Origin of the sequence: Neobacillus piezotolerans (assembly GCF_003362805.1) — a bacterium.
GTDB lineage: Bacteria > Bacillota > Bacilli > Bacillales > Cytobacillaceae > Bacillus_D > Bacillus_D piezotolerans.
Map to the genome: position 1 here is coordinate 303,641 of NZ_QNQT01000003.1, position 18,132 is coordinate 321,772.

Here is an 18,132-nt window from a genome sequence, read left to right on the forward strand (position 1 = left end):
CTATTCTTTCACGGATCCGCCAAGAATGCCGGAAATAAATTGTTTTTGCAGGATCAGAAAGAAAATCATGATCGGAATCGTCGATAACGTTGTTCCGAGCATCAACTGCCCATAATCAATTCGCGCCATCCCAATAATACTGGAAAGGGCGACAGGCAATGTGAACATTTCTTTTGAATTCAAGGTAATCAGCGGCCATAATAAACTGTTCCATTGCGACATGAATTGGAAGATGGCGACCGCTGCCAGCGCAGGCCGTGTAACGGGCAAGATAACGCTAAAAAAGATTTTCAGCTCTCCTGCTCCATCCACCCTTGCAGCCTCAATTAGGGAACTTGGCACCGCCCTCATATTCTGCCTCATTAAGTAAATGGAAAAAGGCGCGGCTAGGCCTGGCAAAATGATTGCCTGATATGTATTTAGCCAATCAAGCGACACCATCATCTCAAACATCGGAATCAGAGTCACTTGCCCCGGGATCATCAGTGAGCAAAAAATAACAAAGAAGAATGGGTTCTTTCCTTTAAAATCGAATTTTGCGAATGCATACCCCGCCATTGCAGCAATCAGCGTACTCGCGAATGTGTACACAAGGGCAATAAATAGAGAGTTCCAAAATATTCTCCCAATGCCCAAGGCCTCGTTCAACGATTGAAAGTTCTTCAATAGATAATCACCGGGTACAAGTTTAGGCGGAACACGAAAAATCTCGCCTGACTGAACCGTTGAACCAATTACCATCCAATAGAACGGGGCAATCGATAAAATCACGCCAATCAACAGCAAAAGATAAATGACAAATTTTTTCGAAGTGTTTTTTGACTGGATCATTCTTTGAAGTCACCTACCAATTTCATCTGAATCAGCGAAATAATCGCCGTGATGAGCACAAGGACATAGGCGATGGCCGAGGCATATCCAAATTCAAAATACTTAAAGCCGACATTGTACAAATAAAGGGTAATTGTCATCGTGGCGCTGTTTGGGCCGCCATTTGTCAGAATGAACGGCTCATCAAAAAGCTGCAAAGTGCCGATTGTCGACATCACGACCGTGAAAATGAATACAGGCTTTAATTGAGGAATCGTAATCATAAAGAATTGCCTTATTTTCCCGGCACCGTCAATGCTCGCCGCTTCATACAATTCATGGGGAATGTTTTGCAGGCCGGCAAGAAAAATGACCATATTGTAACCGGTCCATCTCCATGTCATAACAAGAATGACTGAAATCTTGGCCCACATAGGCGATGTCAGCCAGGGGATGGACTTAATCCCCATGAATGACAGGGCATAGTTGACCAATCCAAAACGTTCGTCCAGCAAAATCATGAAGACAATCGATGCCGCAACAAGCGCGGTAATTGACGGCATGAAATAGGAGATTCGGAAAAACGCCTTTGCTTTGACCATGGACGAATGAAGACCGACCGCGACTAACAAGGCGATAAACAGCATGATCGGAACCTGGATAATCAGAATTTCCGCTGTATTTAACAGCGCTTTATAAAAAACCGGATCATGGAAAAGCCGGGCATAGTTTGCAAATCCAACAAACGTTTTTTCGACTCCGCGTACCTCTTGAAAGCTTAAGATAAACGACGATATGATCGGATAAACGGTGAATATCAATGTTAAAAGAAACGCCGGGCCAATAAAAAGATACGGGGCACTTTTAGGAGTGATTAATTTTCTTCTTGGTTTAGCATGCACTGCTGCCCCTGTTTTGACGGACTTGTCTATCGATACTTTCATCCCCCAGGGTCCCCTTCCTAAAAAATGATAGAAATGAGAGAAGAAACATCCTTCTCCCATTTCTCCAACATGATGATTATTTAATTTCGTTTTCCAACTGCTTTTGGGCGCTTTTCAAAGTCGCTTCAACTGATTTATTTTCCAACAGAATAGCGGCCTGTGCGTCACTTGTCACTTTGCTCGCCTTCGCAAGATTTTCGTTCACATAAACTGTTGGCACCTGGTCTACAATATCAGCAAATTTTTTGAAGATCGGGCTGTTGTTGAAGTACTCGTTGTTTTCCGTGAATTGCGGCGCGTCATATGTGTCCTTCAAAGATGGGAACAGACCATATTTTTCAAACCCTAGAAGCTGCGCGTCTTTGTCAGTTGTAAAGAAATCCACGAATGCATAGGCGGCAGCCTGGTTTTTGGTTGACGCTGGAATCAATAACGAGGAGCCCCCCACGTTTGCATATCGGGTTCCGCCTTCTTTAAAGCCTGGAAGATAAAATACATCCCATTGCCCTTTCAAATCCGGCGCCTGGTCCATGATCGTTCCGGCATACCAAACTCCGTATGGTACGGTCGCTACTGATCCGTTTACTGTCGCCGTAACAATCCCATCCCAGCCATTGTTTTGCAGGACCAATCCCTTGTCATACATTTCCTTGATCAGCTTCATTGCCCTAATTGCCTCAGGAGATTGCAAATTGACTGTATTGTCTTCGTTAAAATAGGACTTGCCCTGCTGCTGCATCATCATCGCAAACACGCCATCATAATTCGGAACATCGATTGGCAGCAGCTCGACGCCGGTCGCGGCTTTAATTTTCTCGCCAGCGGCAATATAATCCTCCCATGTTTCGATGGAATTTGGATCAACATTCGCCTGTTTGAAAAGGTCGACACGATAGAACACACCAGCCGGGCCGATATCCCAAGGGGCGGCAATGAGGTTTCCATCCTGATCTTTGACAGACGCTATTTTCGCTTCATTAAATAAATCTTTATGTTTGTCGTAGCCAAGCTCACCTAAATTGAGAAATCCTTGTGGAAACTGATGAACATACCCCGGAATCCGCTCATCTTCCATTAAAACAACATCCGGGAGGCCGGAACCGCGCGCTGCGAGGCCAACTGTTAACTTTGAGTAGAGATCCCCGCTATTAAAATCCTCTACTTTCACTTTTACATCAGGATATTTTTCCTGGAAGCTCTTAACCGATGCTTCCAGTGTCGCGGCAGCTACATCCCAGCCCCAAACGGTAATGATGCCTTTCGGATTTTTGCTGTCGGCGGATGCACCTTCATCGCCGCTTGATTTATTGGAACAGGCTGCAAGCAGAAGCAAAAGCATGACTAGCATAATGGACATGTACTTTTTCATCTTTCATTCCCCATTCTCGTAATGTTTTTTTGTTTTTTTAAAAAAAAGTAACAGATTCCGCTTTTTGTTTTTGTTCTTCACAGAATTAATGTGTTGATTTACGCTTCAGGCGCTTCGCTTTCCGCGGGCAGTCCGGGAGCCTCCTCGGCGAAACCCATGCCTGCGGGGTCTCCCCTGGCCAGCTTTTCCCGCAGGAGTCTTCGCGCCTTTCGCTCCAATCAACTTATTAAAAAAACTTCTATAAAACTAGCACTTATAAAGAAGAACTTGTTTTAATCTAGCATCTAAACCTTCTCCGATGCTTGTGTTTTTTTCAGATAAGAACGCCAGGTGATGGCCCATTTTTCTGGGTTATCGAAATCGTCATGGTCTTTGATAAGATGATTCGTGCTGTTGTGCGGCGCGGACTTGACGATTTCCGGATTGGTATAGGCTTCTTCGGAAATATGGGTCAAGGATGCGATATACTCATCCAGGTCTGCCTTTGATGGCGTTTCCGTCGGTTCGAGCGTGAACGGCTCCGGCACGACATATGGATGATGGCTCGTCCAATAATGATGGGCGAAGTCAGCCATCCGGCGCGAAACGTCATCCGTATCCACCCCAGTGTCTTTCTTAAGCTGTTCCCAGCTGTAGCGAACCTGCTCCAACCGTTGCCCTTTGATATATGGCGCGCTCGCTCCCTTAATTTTCAGCACCTTATGGTACAAATAATTATTGTTAAGCACGGCAACCTGAGCGACATCCTTCAGTCCTTCCGGCCCAAGGGCACGAATCCAGGCATACGCACGAAGGACGTGCTGCGGAACGCCCTGGAAGGAACGGACCTTGCCGATGCTGTGCTTCATATTATCATTCAGCACATACTGGTCGCCGTCTTTTTCGACAATCGGCCCCGGCAAAAATTCCTTCAGCCTGTCAACCACGCCGAGCGCTCCAGTCGCCGGGCCTCCGCACGCATGCGGCGTCGAAAAGGTTTTGTGGAGGTTCATGAAGCACATATCAAACCCGGCTTCCTTCGCACGTGTAATTCCTAGAAGCCCGTTCGCATTCGCCTGGTCATAATAGCAAATTCCGCCCGCTTCATGGACAATCCGTGTAAATTCCTTAATCCGCGGGTTATAAATTCCGGTATCTTCAGGGTTTGCCACGACAAATCCTGCTGTCCGTTCGGAAACGGCCGCTTTCAGCTTCTCAAGATCAGGGAACCCGTCCTCGTCCGGATAAAGCGTAATGATTTTATAACCTTTTACGGCTGCAGTAGCCGCTTGTGAAGGATGGGAAAAAATCGTCGTGATGATTTCATCGCGCTGGTCAGCCTCGCCATTCGCTTCATGATATGCGCGGACGATCGACGCCATCGCGAACAACGCCTGGGTGCCGCTCCCCGGTTGGAACGAGAAGTAGTCCATCCCCGAAACCTCACGCAACGCGAGGTCCAATTTGTGGGTAATTTCGAGAACTCCTTGGACCGTACTCACATCCTGCAACGGATGAAGCTCGGTCATTTTTGCTGACGCTGCGATTGCCTCATTGATTTCCGGCGAGTATTTAATCGTACAGGTGCCCTGGCCAATTTCCACGTTAAACGCAGAGCCCAACACTTCCTGCGATAACCGCAAATAGTGGCGCAATACCCGGTTTTGGGAAATTTCCGGGAGATTCGGTTTTCTCTTCCTTACCATTTCTCGAGGAATGAAAGACACCCCGTCACCTACTTTTTCTTCAATTGCGCTTTCAACCCGCGGCAATTGGACGCCGCGTTCGCCGCTTTGATGAAGTTCAAATATTACGGGCTCATCCCATTTTGCCTGATGGAACTGCCTGACTTTCCCACGTTTAATCCTTTCCACGTACACCATCCCTTTCTTTTCGGCTTGTTTATTCACAAGAAGTCTTTAATTGTCTGTGCTAAATAGTCGATATCAGCTCAAGAAATCTTTCATCGTCTGGACCAGGCGGTCGATATCAGCCTGTGTATGTATTTCCGTGATGCAGAAAAGCGCGCACTGGCCAAACTCAGGGAATTCTTCCGATAAATCCTTCCCTCCGAAAATTCCATTGTCCAGCAAATATTGATTGATTTCCTTGACCGTTTTTCCAGTCCGGTTAAAATCAACCACGAACTCCTTAAAGTTCGCTGATTCAAAACGGGAGGCGACGACATTCGGGATGTTCCCGATTTCGCCCATCGCGTATTGCGATTTTTGCATGATCGATTTCCCAAGCTCATACATGCCATCCGGGCCAAGCAGCGCCAGGTAAACTCCGGCTGTAATCCCCCATAGGGCTGTTTGCGTCCCGACCGATTCCTTTCCTTTTTCCCTTTGCGCAAAGGATGTCCGGTCGTAAAACACATCGCCAAAGCCGTACTCACCCTCAACAACAGTCGGCGCAATCCCAAATAGCCGTGATGGATATTCCTTAATAAAAGTAAGATCATCATGTGTTGCAATAAAGCCGGCCTGGCCTCCGCCATAATTCATATGCATGCCAAGCGGCTGCAGGTCGCCGCACACAATATCGGCGCCGTAATGGCTTGGCGGCTCAAGGACGCCGAGCGAACTTGGGTCGACCCCGACAATCGTAATCGCCCCAACGTTTTTCGCTAGATTGCTAATCTTCTGGCCCTTCGTTTCGATAAAGCCAAGGTACGATGGATTTTCAAAATAGACTGCCGCGGTATTCTCCGAAAGTTTCGTTTCCAGGTCGCTTAAGCTGATTTGTCCTGAATCTTCCTCGTAATCTACGAGAATGCATGCAACTTGCGGCGAGCAGTAATTTTCAATAATCTTCAACCGGTCAGGTGAAATGGTTTTCGGAAGCAGCACCTCGGGCCTTCCGGTAATGCGGTGCGCCATCCGGATCGAAGTCGCCGCAGCCTGCGCCCAATCAAAAGTCGGGACATTCACGACATCCATATCGACCAATTCGGCCATCAAGCTTTGATACTCAAACAATGCCTGGAATCGGCCGTGGTCCTCATACGGGTCCCCCGCATAGCCGGTCACAAACTCAGCGCGCTGGTTCACTTCATCGCAAACAGCCGGCACAAAATGGTTCCAGCAACCTGCCCCAAGGAAATTCAAATACTCATGGGCTGTTTTATTTTTGTTTAAAATTCCGTCTACATATTTTCGAAGCTCGTATTCCGGTAGCGCCTCCGGAATATTCATTTTTCCTTTAAAATGCAGTTCCTCCGGGATGCCGACAAAGAGCTCTTCAATCGATTCAACCCCGATTTCCCTTAGCATTTCCTCCTGCACTTCAGGAACGGTATTCGGTATGTATGGATGTGCTGTTTTTTTCATCATTTTCTCTCCTTTTACATTTGATTTAAGCCAAGCCGCCGCCGTCAACTGTCAATACGGTCCCTGTCACCCAGGAAGACATATCGCTTGCCAAAAATAACACGCCTTTTGCAATATCACGCGGCGTTCCAATTCTCTCCAGCGGCCGTCCAACAGCAGAGGAGGACAGGAACTTAGCTTCATCCAACTGTAACTGCTTAGCTTCGTCCCGTAGAAGAGGCGTGTCCGTATCACCCGGGCAAACGCAGTTCACACGAATGTTTTGGTTTCCATGGTCGATCGCCATTGCTTTCGTCAAATTCACAACTGCGGCCTTTGCCGCACAATAGGAGGCTGCCTGATCGCCGCCTTTTAAGCCCCAGCCTGAACCTGTGTTGACAATGCTGCCCCCGCCGTTTTTCTCCATGATTGGAATCACATATTTTGATAGTAAAAAAGCGCCTTTTAGAGAAACATTGATAACCAAATCCCAATCCTCTTCAGTATGCTCAACGACCGTTTTCCTGCGAATCAAACCAGCATTATTAAATAAAACGTCAATTTTGCCAAATTGCTGCTCAACCTCGGAGGCTGCCCGTTCACAATCCGCCGCCGAAGTAACATCACATTTGAAGAACTCCGCTTTATATCCTCTGTCACGCAATTCCTTGGCGGCCTCGCCGCCGCGCTCTTCATTAATATCGAGCACCGCAACGGCTGCTCCCGCCTCGGCAAACAACTCGGCAGTAGCGAGCCCGATTCCGGAAGCGCCGCCGGTTATCACCGCAACCTTATCTTTGATTCCCAATAGTTCTTCATAATTCACTGCATTCCCATCCCTTCAAAATTTGGTTCGATAGAAAAACCATCTTTCACTTAATTAACCATGCAAGTACCGTGCCAACTTTTGATTCTTCTGAAAATACTATCAATAAAGCGTTTTCATTTTCTTTTTCGAGAAAACACTCCTGCCATGTGTCAGAAATGACAAATTGCAGTCAGAAGTGACACTACTAATTTGAATATTAGTAATAATAAGTTAAGATGATAGTATATAGATTCCAATAATACTTTGGTGTTGATTTTCGAACTTTTATTATCAACCTATAAACTCGGCTGGCCTTTTTTATTAAAAATAGTACGTGCCAGACGCTCACTAGTAATCTTCACAAATAACTAGTGAATTCCCCGCCGTTTTTTCTAAAAGATGCAGCCCATTGGAGGATAATGAATGCCGCTATTAAACTCTATTTCTAAAGTCATCCAGGCCTTTTCAAAATTGCTTCATGTCGAAATTGCTTGCTTTAATCCGAAAGGTGAACTGATTGCCGCGACAGAGGAATATATTTTACGGAAAGGGACAAAGGTCCATGTTCCGTTTTTCAACAATTTGTATGGGCACCACATTACATTCCTTCATGAACCAGGCAAAATGCAATCGTGTGTAGGCTGCCATTTTATCAATCATTGCCCGTCCAAAGCGGAACTCGTTCAGGACATGATCATCAATGGGAAAAAATATGGCTATCTGTCATTCGTCAGTTTCTCGCCGGAAAACGAAGTCAAACTGATTGAAAATAAACAGTACTATATTGAATGGCTTTCCCGTTTAAAAGAAATCATTATTTCCATTTTGCGGGATACCGATGTGTTTAAGGCGGCTGACAATCGCTATTTTGCCTTGGAAAATTATATTTTCGGTAAAAGTAAAGCGCTTACGGATATTCGGAAATTGATAAAGGGTATCCGCAATAGCACCTCGTCGATTTTAATTACTGGTGAAACCGGTACAGGAAAGAGTTTGCTTGCCCAGTATATTCACGAAATGAGCCTTGTGAGCAAAGGGCCGTTCGTCGAACTGAACTGCGCTGCCATTCCGGAAAGCTTATTTGAAAGCGAAATATTCGGCTATGAAGAAGGCGCGTTTACGAACGCGAAGAAGAGCGGGAAAAAGGGCTACTTTGAACTGGCCGATCACGGCACATTGTTCATGGATGAAATTGCCGATTTGCCTTTGAACCTGCAGCCGAAACTTTTAAAAGTGCTGCAGGATGGGATGATCATGCGCGTTGGCGGTACCAGTTCCAAAAAAGTAGACGTCCGGCTAATTTCGGCAACCAATCAGCCATTTAACGAGCTATTGGATGAAAAACGGTTCCGCTCTGATTTGTATTACCGTTTGAATGTCATTCCGATCACCATTCCGCCACTTCGCGAAAGAATGGAAGATTTAGCGCTTCTGGCCCTTCACTTTATAAAAAAATTGAAAGAGCGCACCGGAAAATTGATTGATTCCTGCTCAGAGGAATACATGGGCGTCCTCTCCGCCTATCACTGGCCGGGGAATTTACGCGAGCTGGAAAATGTCATCGAGTACAGCATGAACATCGAGTCAAACAATGTTTTGACAACGGATTCCTTGCCGCCTTATCTAGCCAATTCAGCAGTGAGCCGACCCATCCTGGCAGGTAAATCGACCAGCCCAAAACCGGGCCTCGCAGAAGCAGAACGCGACGTAATTATCCAGAAATTGCAGGCGTACGAAAACAGCTATACCGGAAAACAAAAGGCGGCAAAGGACTTAGGGATCAGCATCCGGACATTGTACAGGAAAATGGAGAAACTTGAAATTCATATTTAAATGGCGAGAAAGCAATCGGCGCAACTCTTTTTTCCTAACAAAAGCAGCCACCCACCAAACGTATGGCCGTTGTCCCAAAATCGGCTTAGTGAACCATGCAAAAAGAGGAGCTGGGATTATTGCCCGCTCCTCCTTTGCGTCGTACATACAAAAAATCTACTTATTCACTTTCATCCCAAATGTCAGGATTTCAAAACTATTCTTAAGGATAAACCCATAATTATTCTTATGGTCGATTACGATATCTCCATCCAAATCGCCCACAACCTGCGGGTCAATAAGAATCGTGATTTCATCTACCTTAAATACTTCTTCATCTTTTATTTGCTCAGCCTGAGCAAGTTCGTACACAAAGGTGGCACCTCAACCGGTTGTGCGGACCTGATTAATCTTTATGGTCTGTTCCGCGCCAAACACATGAATAAGCTGCTGTTTTGCATCATTCGATATTGTCACTTTCATTTATTTCACCTCTATACTAATTTACCCCTCCCCAGGTGCATTAATCAAAACTCCTGTCTGAAACAAGACTTTGCAGAATCAGAAAACGTTTCTCCCATCTGAAAAACGCTACTGATTGAAAGCCTGTGATTAGATAGGATTACTAGAAAGTTTAAATGAGGTGATCTCATGGTTGGCAGAAATGATGCATGCCAGTGCTCTCTTATCAGTAAGTAAACCCCTTTTATCAGTAAACGAAACCCTCTTATCAACAAACGAAACTCCTTTATCAGCAAACGGGACCCTCTTATTAGCAAACACGCGCACGTTATAAAAGCGTCACTCTCAACCCTGACTTAGCCCCCTCATTCTCCTCCAACAAATGCCCAAGCATCAAAAACACGCTCGATGTCCACGTAAACGCCGGATCACGCAAGCCATCCCCCGACAGAGCATTGAAATTTTCCGCCATCCCCGACGTTGACGCCATGCGACAAAACCTTCTCGCAATCTCAAGCGCCAGCTCTTCTTCCCCCGCTGACAGTAGTCCATCCACCACGAGCATCGTCGTCGGCGCCCAAATAGGTCCCCGCCAGTAGCCATCTTCCTTATAGAACTGGCTGGACGGCAGCTCTGTCGCCAGGCCATTCTCTGTTAAAAAACCCTTATTTTTAATCCCGTCTACCAACTTCTCCCGAATCCCATCCGGAAGCCTTTTTCCAAGAATAATAGGAATATAGAGGACTAGGCTATCCGATTCAATCACTTCATGCGTCCCGGATTTCTTCGCCACAAACCGCTCGCCATCCCAGAAATGATCAATCATGTTCGTCAATAGCCCCTCGGATTCCCGCCTCCACCTATCAGCCTCGCCCGCAAGGCCCAGCTTCTCAGCGATTTCCGCCAGCACGTCCATTTGCAGGACCAGGAACGATGACAGGTCCGGACTTTCCACCGGAGTTCCCTTTCGAAAAATCGTGCTGTTGTCCCAGCCACTGTCATTCCCGTGGTTATATTGCGGAATCCCATCCCCATCACTATCTTGGTACGTCAGCCACCAACGCGTCCAACTAGCCAACGGCCCGTACACTTCCCGCAATCTCTCCGCACTCACATAATCGGTCTGTTCCCAAATCCGCCTCAACGTCCAGCCATGGATTGGCGGCTTCGTAAAATTCCACAACGCAAACCGATTATTTACGAAATCCGGAAGCATCCCCGACTCATCCTGCAGGTCGAAAAAAATCATAAACTGGTCCCACGCAAGCTCCGGTGAATGCTTCGCAAGCGCCATCGCATTGAAACAATGATCCCAGCTCCAAATGTTCGTCATCCAGTTCTTCGACATGTACATCGCCGGCCGCGTCAACATCCCCTCCGGCGAAACGACGCACGACCACGTAATATAACCCGCCAGCTCCCGGCCCCCCGCATACTCCCCAGGCACCGAAAGAACACGCTGAATCCACAACTCGTACTCCTTTTCAACGAGCTCTTGCCCTTTTGAAAAAGAAACATAGGATCTCGGCCGATACACAGTCGTATACTCTTCCATCACGCATTCCATCTCCGTCGACGGTCCAGGAAGAAGATTCACGATGATTTTTTCACAGCGTTGCTCCTTGAACGGGGCATCCATCTCAATCCGCCCCTTTACCGCCGTAAGCATATAACGCATTTCCTGAGACGAATGATTCACTTCCCAGCGGTTCTCGCCAACAAGGGCAGCATAATCATAGGCACCGGTAATCCCCGTCAGCCTAACCCCGACACCTACGCTCCATATTTGCAAAACCCGCGCTTCCGTAATGCAAAATTCCGCAAATCCGCCGTCCGTTTCTAGGCGCAGCAAACTCGGAGACATTTCAGGCTGATAGGACACGGGCTCGCCATCCCGAATCAACTCAATCCGGAACACCTCGCCAAAATTATTGTCCCCGTTCCGGATGTTCCGAATATAAAGCGCCCCATCCTCGCCGCCCCGTCTATGCTTCGGTGAAATCGTAATAAAAGAACCATATCGGCTAAAAGGGATTTTCTTAACATCAAACATTAACCCACTTCCTTTATTTTCAAAAAAATTATGTAGATTGCCCAAAATTGTATAGTCTAATAGAACCTTGAGGTAGATCTCCAAACTTTTGTCCTGGTGCCCAAAGCTAACTCATGTTTGGACACAAAAGTGGGTTTTCAAAGCCTGCGTGTCCAAAGCTGACTCATGTTTGGACACAGAACTGAGTTTTCAAAGCCTGCGTGTCTAAAGTTGCCTCATGTTTCTACACATAATTGAGTTTTCTAAGCCTGTGTGTCCAAAGCTAACGCATGTTTGGACACAGAAGTGAGTTTTCTAAGCCTGCGTGTCCAAAACTAACTCATGTTTGGACACAGAACTGAGTTTTCTAAGCCTGCGTGTTCAAAGCTGACTTATGTTTGGAAACAAAAGTAACTTTTCATAGGTTGCGTGTCCAAAGCAGCCTCATGTTTGGACACGGTCGTGAGTTTTAATAAGCTACGAGTCCAAGTGAGGCATGGATATTGCCACAGCCTAAGGATTTCGGTCACTTTTTCTAGCTAAAGCTGATCCTTGGGGGGAACGAAATGAAAAAAGGTTCACCAAAGTTGCTAGCTAGGTTGAAAAAACTTTTACGCTCTTTGTTTTCAGAGCAAGTTGATTGGAGCGGAAGGCGCGAAGACTCCTGCGGGAAAAGCTGGCCAGGGGAGACCCCGCAGGCATGGGTTTCGCCGAGGAGGCTCCCGGACTGCCCGCGGAAAGCGAAGCGCCTGTAGCGCAAATCAACCGCATGGTTACATGAAAATATAAGATTCTTGATACAACCTATTTAAAAAAATGGATGAACCAAGATTCATCCACACAATCTATTATTTTTACCAAGTAGTCTGCACAATCTCTTATTTCAACCCAGTAGTCTGCACACCCTCGACGATTTTCTTTTGCGCGAAAAAGAACAAAATAAGCGGGAAAATACTGATCAGGAACGTAACCGCCATGATGCCGTTCGTATCAACATTATGAACCCCTTTAAACGAAGCCAGGCCAAGCGTCAACGTATATTTGCTCTGGTCATTCAGGAAAATCAGCGGGCCTAAATAATCATTCCAGCTGCCCAATATATTGAACACCGCAATCAGTACAATGACCGGCCACACGAGCGGCAAATAGATTTTGTAATAGATTTGGAACACATTCGCCCCGTCCATTTTTGCCGCTTCATCCAGTTCTTTCGGAATCGACATAATGAATTGCCGCAATAGGAAAATATAAAACGCGGAACCGAACCAGGAAGGAACAATCAATGCCTTCAGTGTGTTGATCCAGCCAAACATATTAAATTCCATATATTGCGGGATCATCGTTACTTCCCATGGAATCATCATTGTCGCAAGCAAAATAATGAACAGCGTATCCCGCCCTTTAAATTGGAACCGCGCGAACCCGTACGCAACAAGGGTGGATGAAATAATCTGTCCAAGGGTCGTCATGAACGTGACCACTAAACTATTCACCAGGAAAGTATTAAATGGCTGGCTGTTCCACGCTTTGGCAAAGTTCTCGAAGTGCCATGTGGAAGGAAAGAATTTCGGCGGATAAAGGCTAAGCTCTTCCGGCCCTTTCAGCGCGGTCATCACCATCCAAAAAAACGGCAAAAGAAATAAGAGTGACAGGGCAATCAACAAACCATAAACAATGATTTTCTGGATACGCATTTTCCCTTTCATCCGGAATCGGCACCTCCTTACTTTTCTTTATTTTTAACTTCACTTTCGTAAAACACCCACATGCTCGATGATTTAAAGACAAGCATCGTTAAAGACAGCACAATAATGAACATGACCCACGCGTTGGCGGATGAATAGCCCATTTTGAAGTATTTGAACGCATTTTCGTACACATACATTGCATAGAAATAGGTCGACTGCATCGGGCCGCCGCCTGTCAGCACAAGTGCGAGCGTCAAGGTTTGGAACGCCCCGATAATCGTCATAATCAAATTGAAAAGAATTGTTGGCGACAATAAGGGAATCGTTATTTTGAAAAATTTATAGAGCTTCCCGGCCCCATCAATTTCCGCCGCCTCGTATAAATCCAACGGAATATTTTTCAAACCCGCCAGGAAAATCAGCATCATCGTCCCTTGTCCCCATAAACTGGCAATCACCATCGCAACAAGCGCCCAGTTTGTGTCATTCAGCCATCTCGGCCCCTCAATGCCTATGAAAGAAAGCAAGTAGTTCAATATTCCGTATTCGCCATCGAAAACCGTCCCCCAAATCATCGCCAGCGCAACGCCGGAAATAACGGAAGGAACATAGAAAAACGTGCGGAAAAGCGAGCTTCCCTTTACCTTTTGGTTCAGCAAAACCGCCAGCAGCAAAGCTAAAATAATATTCAACGGAACAAAGATCATCGCATACTTCACCGTAATCCATAGGGAATGCCAAAACAGCGGGTCATCCGTAAACATCGTTATGTAGTTGGAAAGTCCGACAAATTCAACTTCCCCGACTATCGGCCAATCATAAAAACTAATCACAAGTGAAAACAATAGCGGTCCAATGGTAAACACAACAAAGCCTATGATCCACGGTGCAATAAACAGATAGGGGACCAATTGGCCCCATTTCCTTTTCCTCTTAAGCGGAAGTGCCGAGGGTGCAGTATTAATACTTAAGCTGGATTTCATCGGATGCCTCCTCCTGCTTTTTGTAAAGGCCCCACAACACTCTGGTGGTTGTGGAGCCTTTTGCCAATTTATTTAGATAAATATTTCTCCGAATCTTTCACGGCTTTATCGAGCAATGGCTTTGCATCCTGTCCAATCATGGCCGCATTTAGGGCGGCGGACAGGTTGCGGTTTACCTCGTTCCAATTTTTATTCAATAGGAACGCCGGTGAATTATCCGCTTTTTCAAGCATCGTGTAGAAAGGCTTATACAATGGATCTTCCGTTACTTTCGTTTCTTCCACGACACTTTTGCGGACAGGAAGGTCTGCTGTTCTCATCTTGATTGCCTGATCAGAGGAAAAGAATTTCACAAACTTCCAGGCTAAATCCTTTTTCTTTGAATCTTTCGCGATTGAAATCGATGACGAGTTAATTAATCCTTTTACAGGCTTGGAATCAAACGCCGGCATCATCACTGTTCCAAAGTCTACTTTTGCATCTTTATAGCCTTGAATCGACCAAATACCATTGACGAGCATTCCAAGTTTGTTGGCCTTGAAAATCTCGCTTGCGCTTTGTTGATTCGCCCCGCCCGTCGAAACAGCAATTCCTTCCTTTACCATATCGCCGTACATTTGCAATGCATCAACCGTTTCTTTGCTATTCATGACTCCATCAATTTTCGTGCCGTCATCCGAGATGAAACTTCCGCCGTTGCTCCAAACCAAACCTTGCAAATCATACGTATCTGGCTCGGACGTTACCGCAAATCCATATTGTTTCTTGCTTTTATCGGTTAGCTTCTTGGCAATATCTTTGAATTCATCCCAAGTCCAGCCTTCCTGCGGATAAGGAATCCCCGCTTCGTCAAACAGCTTTTTATTATAATAGACTACCATCGTGGAGAATCCAGCCGGCATTCCATATAGTTTTCCATCCACTTTTGAATAGTTGAAAAGCCCTTCGTAAAAATCATCCATGTTGATATCGGAATCTTGCTCCGCATATCCATCAAGCGGTTCAAGCGATTGGTGGTACGTCGTAAAATCCCACATATACATTACATCCGGGGGGTTTTTTGCCCCGAATGAGGCGGCGATTTTTTGATCAAACCCATCTCCGTAAGCCTCAACCTGCACCTTTACATCTTTATTTTCTTTTTCAAAAGCTTTTGCGATATCCTCCTGGATTTTCAGGGTATCTCCCGCATCCCAAGTGGCAAAGCGCAAAACTGTTTTTCCGTCCTTTTTTTCAGCCCCGGAAGAAGTGTTCGAACTGCACGCGCTCAACAAAAGAGCAAATGCAACCAGCAGGGAAAACACTAAATTTCTTTTTTTCATAAGACCCCTCTTTTCGATAGTTTTTATAACTATTAAAAAAGTAACCGCTTTCATTGTATCTTTAACGAAAGCGGTTAAACACTTCTATTTGTTTGAATTTTCGTGCAATTTTCGTTTGAAAATCGTCTTTTTGTTAGCTAGGTGTCGTCTTTTTGTTGGATTCGGAAATCAGATGGCGGGATGCCGGTGCATCTTTTAAACCATTTACTGAAATATTTGGCGTCCAGGATGCCAATTTGCTCCCCAACCTCTTGAATATTCACGTTAGTCCCCTTTAATAGCTGTTTTGCTAGCTGAAGACGTTTATCTTCAATAAAAGAATGGAGGCTGCAGCCCAATTTTTTCTTAAATAACGTGCTTAAATGGCTTCTGCTCATTCCTACGCAATCGGCAATGTCCTCTACGGTCATCGGTTCTGATATATTCGTGTCAATATACTCGATCGCTTGTTGAATGGCCTTTGGATGGCATGAAAAGTCTGGTTCTTCCTTTAAGGAGATTTCTGAAAGCTCATTTTGAAAAGCGGCCAGAAATTGGTTAAGTTCCTTGTCATCAAAATCCGTTTTCAATAAATAGCCCGATGCCCCCAGCTTTAAGCCTGCTTGGGCATACTCAAAATCCTTATGGCAGCTGAGCAGCAGAATTTTCGTCCGCGGCCTGAAGGCTTTTACTTTTTGTGAAAATTCCAGTCCATTCTCCTCCGGCATGACGATATCGGTAATGACCACATCCGGTTCGTGGCGCAAAAATTCTTCCCAGCCCCGTTTGCCATTCGGCGCATCGCCAACCACGGCCATCCCAAACCGTTCCCAATCGACCGTCGCCTTCAATCCCCGTCGCACAATCGTATCATCATCGACTATTAACACTTTTATTGCTGCCCTGTTCATCCTGATCCACCCACCTTTTTGGCCAAGTTATCTTTATCGTGGTTCCTTCGCCAGCCACTGAATCCATGTCGATATGAAAATCAGTCCCATAATGAATAGAAAACTTTTGCCTTACATTATATAAGCCAACCCCGCCGCGCTTTTTTTCATTCGGCCGTGTAAATAACCCTTCCAGCTTTTCCTGTGGAATCCCTTTTCCATTATCCTTTAAAACGAGCCGGAAATAAGAAAGGGTCTCTGAAAGCTCGAGGCTGATTGTCCCCTCCCCATCCTCGAATGCATGGAAAAAAATATTTTCGAGCATCGGCTGCAGGGTCATTCTTGGGATCAGCCCTTTTTCAAGCTGCTCATCCATTTTCAATGTAAAGGTGAAGTTTTTCCCATACCGCATCTCCTGAATGGCAAAGAAATGCTGAAGCGCCTGAAGCTCTTCTTTTAACGGAATCAGCTCAATCGTAGAATCCAAGTTCTTTTCAAGCACTTTAATCAGATGCATGAGCATCTTTCCAATTTCCACATTCCCATCCATCCGGGCCTTCCATTGGATCGTATTTAATGTGTTAAAAAGAAGATGCGGATTAATTTGATAATGAATCGCTTTCATTTCTGCCTCGCGCTTGGTTGCTTCTTTCTCCCTAACCTCTTCCATCAATTGCTTAATTTTCTCAACCATCCGGTTAAAATGGCCGCCAAGTTTGCCGATTTCATCCTTCTGGCCGTCCGCCAATAATTTTGTGTCGAAAATCCCCTTGCTTACTTCATCAATAGCCATTTTCAGTTTGAATATCCGTTTCGAAAATTGAGTTGAAAAAACATACGAAAGGATGAGGGCAAGGATAAATGCGATCAAAATGCCAATCGAAACCATTTTCAAGATGACTTGTGAAGATTGATAGAACTTGTCGCGGGGTACGCGAATCTCAACTTCCCAATTATTAATGTTCGTATTTTCCTTCGTTAAAATATCGTCGACCAAGTCCGCCTCCTCACTTTTCGAGTGATAGAGTGCTTGGCCCAATTCATTTCGAATCGTGATCCTGGATTGGAGATCCTTCTCCAGCACCTCCATCAAGATATACAAGTCGTCGATATCTGTTTCGATTAAGAGATAGCTATTATTTAGTACGCCGTAGGAAAACTTCAATGGCACAATTAAGCCAAGGACATGATCGACTTGATTGTCTTTAAGATGGTTCGGCTGATATATCCCTATTTCCGAGTCGCCGCTCCTAATTGTCCTTTTCCAAATATCCTGCATCTTAAATTCCTTCATTAAAAAATCGTAATCACCGTAGTAATAGCCGGACGAAGTAATGATATAGATGCCACGGATGTTCGACTTTTTATGCGCCTGCAGAAGCCTCTGCAAATTATCCACTTCTTTAAAGTCCTCATAGGTTCGAGGCACCTCATTATGTAAATTAACAGAAGTATCATCCATTAAATACTGCTTAATTTCGGCTGCGCTAAAATACATATCTTCCAATATTTGATCCAGCTGCGTTTTAATCTTTTCGCCAGCAAAATGGTTATAATTTGATAGCTTCCCATTCACCACTTTGGAAGACTGATCATACGAAATGATCCCCAGCGTCAGCAACGGAATCAACGCAACCACCAAAAACATGATAAACAATCTCTTCTGCGTACTAAGATTAAGCATCGACTTCACCCGTCCCCTTATCAAAACAATACTAGATTGACCTTTTTTTGAAAAGTGGG

15 protein-coding genes are annotated in these 18,132 nt (G+C 45.5%); 2 read left to right on the forward strand and 13 right to left on the reverse strand.

Going from position 1 to position 18,132, the window contains the following annotated elements; genetic code table 11:
- The 6 genes from DRW41_RS10420 to DRW41_RS10445 all read right to left on the reverse strand — a co-directional run bounded on the left by DRW41_RS10420 (nt 1) and on the right by DRW41_RS10445 (nt 7,239).
- On the reverse strand, nt 1-831 hold the full coding sequence (locus DRW41_RS10420) for a carbohydrate ABC transporter permease (protein ID WP_115451920.1): 831 nt from the start codon (nt 829-831) through the stop codon (nt 1-3).
- Entirely contained in the window at nt 828-1,754 is a 927-nt protein-coding gene (locus tag DRW41_RS10425) for a carbohydrate ABC transporter permease (protein WP_115451921.1), read from the reverse strand. The genes DRW41_RS10420 and DRW41_RS10425 overlap by 4 nt, the downstream gene beginning before the upstream one ends.
- Before the next feature lie 76 nt (nt 1,755-1,830).
- Entirely contained in the window at nt 1,831-3,123 is a 1,293-nt protein-coding gene (locus DRW41_RS10430; RefSeq protein WP_115451922.1) for an ABC transporter substrate-binding protein, read from the reverse strand.
- 284 nt (nt 3,124-3,407) lie between these two features.
- Nucleotides 3,408-4,976, reverse strand: coding sequence for an aminomethyl-transferring glycine dehydrogenase subunit GcvPB (gene gcvPB, locus DRW41_RS10435; RefSeq protein WP_439330865.1), 1,569 nt, complete (start codon nt 4,974-4,976; stop codon nt 3,408-3,410).
- A 72-nt stretch (nt 4,977-5,048) separates the two neighbouring features.
- On the reverse strand, nt 5,049-6,434 hold the full coding sequence (gcvPA, locus tag DRW41_RS10440; protein ID WP_115451923.1) for an aminomethyl-transferring glycine dehydrogenase subunit GcvPA: 1,386 nt from the start codon (nt 6,432-6,434) through the stop codon (nt 5,049-5,051).
- A 25-nt stretch (nt 6,435-6,459) separates the two neighbouring features.
- Nucleotides 6,460-7,239: an SDR family NAD(P)-dependent oxidoreductase gene (locus DRW41_RS10445; RefSeq protein WP_115451924.1), complete on the reverse strand. Its 780-nt coding sequence runs from the start codon at nt 7,237-7,239 to the stop codon at nt 6,460-6,462.
- Nucleotides 7,240-7,644: 405 nt separating this feature from the next.
- Between DRW41_RS10445 and DRW41_RS10450 the strand changes: the two genes are divergently transcribed.
- Entirely contained in the window at nt 7,645-9,054 is a 1,410-nt protein-coding gene (locus DRW41_RS10450) for a sigma-54 interaction domain-containing protein (RefSeq protein WP_115451925.1), read from the forward strand.
- Nucleotides 9,055-9,210: 156 nt separating this feature from the next.
- Here the strand turns inward: DRW41_RS10450 and DRW41_RS10455 are convergent, their stop codons facing one another.
- Both DRW41_RS10455 and DRW41_RS10460 read right to left on the reverse strand, forming a co-directional pair.
- The gene (locus DRW41_RS10455; RefSeq protein WP_115451926.1) at nt 9,211-9,405 is read right to left on the reverse strand and encodes a hypothetical protein; all 195 of its coding nucleotides are present in this window, start codon (nt 9,403-9,405) and stop codon (nt 9,211-9,213) included.
- Nucleotides 9,406-9,823: 418 nt separating this feature from the next.
- The gene (locus tag DRW41_RS10460) at nt 9,824-11,548 is read right to left on the reverse strand and encodes an amylo-alpha-1,6-glucosidase (protein ID WP_115451927.1); all 1,725 of its coding nucleotides are present in this window, start codon (nt 11,546-11,548) and stop codon (nt 9,824-9,826) included.
- Between the two features lie 545 nt (nt 11,549-12,093).
- Between DRW41_RS10460 and DRW41_RS22960 the strand changes: the two genes are divergently transcribed.
- Nucleotides 12,094-12,282: a hypothetical protein gene (locus tag DRW41_RS22960; RefSeq protein WP_181884500.1), complete on the forward strand. Its 189-nt coding sequence runs from the start codon at nt 12,094-12,096 to the stop codon at nt 12,280-12,282.
- 123 nt (nt 12,283-12,405) lie between these two features.
- On the opposite strand, the gene DRW41_RS10465 is transcribed toward DRW41_RS22960, so the two are convergent.
- From DRW41_RS10465 to DRW41_RS10485, 5 genes are all read right to left on the reverse strand, one after another.
- Nucleotides 12,406-13,233 carry a carbohydrate ABC transporter permease gene (locus DRW41_RS10465; RefSeq protein ID WP_115451928.1) on the reverse strand — a complete coding sequence of 276 codons (828 nt, stop codon included), beginning with the start codon at nt 13,231-13,233 and terminating at the stop codon, nt 12,406-12,408.
- A 17-nt stretch (nt 13,234-13,250) separates the two neighbouring features.
- On the reverse strand, nt 13,251-14,198 hold the full coding sequence (locus DRW41_RS10470; protein ID WP_115451929.1) for a carbohydrate ABC transporter permease: 948 nt from the start codon (nt 14,196-14,198) through the stop codon (nt 13,251-13,253).
- A 68-nt stretch (nt 14,199-14,266) separates the two neighbouring features.
- Nucleotides 14,267-15,520, reverse strand: coding sequence for an ABC transporter substrate-binding protein (locus tag DRW41_RS10475; protein WP_115451930.1), 1,254 nt, complete (start codon nt 15,518-15,520; stop codon nt 14,267-14,269).
- 137 nt (nt 15,521-15,657) lie between these two features.
- Nucleotides 15,658-16,410, reverse strand: a complete 753-nt coding sequence (locus DRW41_RS10480) for a response regulator transcription factor (RefSeq protein ID WP_115451931.1) — start codon at nt 16,408-16,410, stop codon at nt 15,658-15,660.
- Entirely contained in the window at nt 16,373-18,073 is a 1,701-nt protein-coding gene (locus DRW41_RS10485; protein ID WP_115451932.1) for a sensor histidine kinase, read from the reverse strand. Before DRW41_RS10485 ends, DRW41_RS10480 begins: the two co-directional genes overlap by 38 nt.
- Between the last annotated feature and the right edge of the window lie 59 nt (nt 18,074-18,132).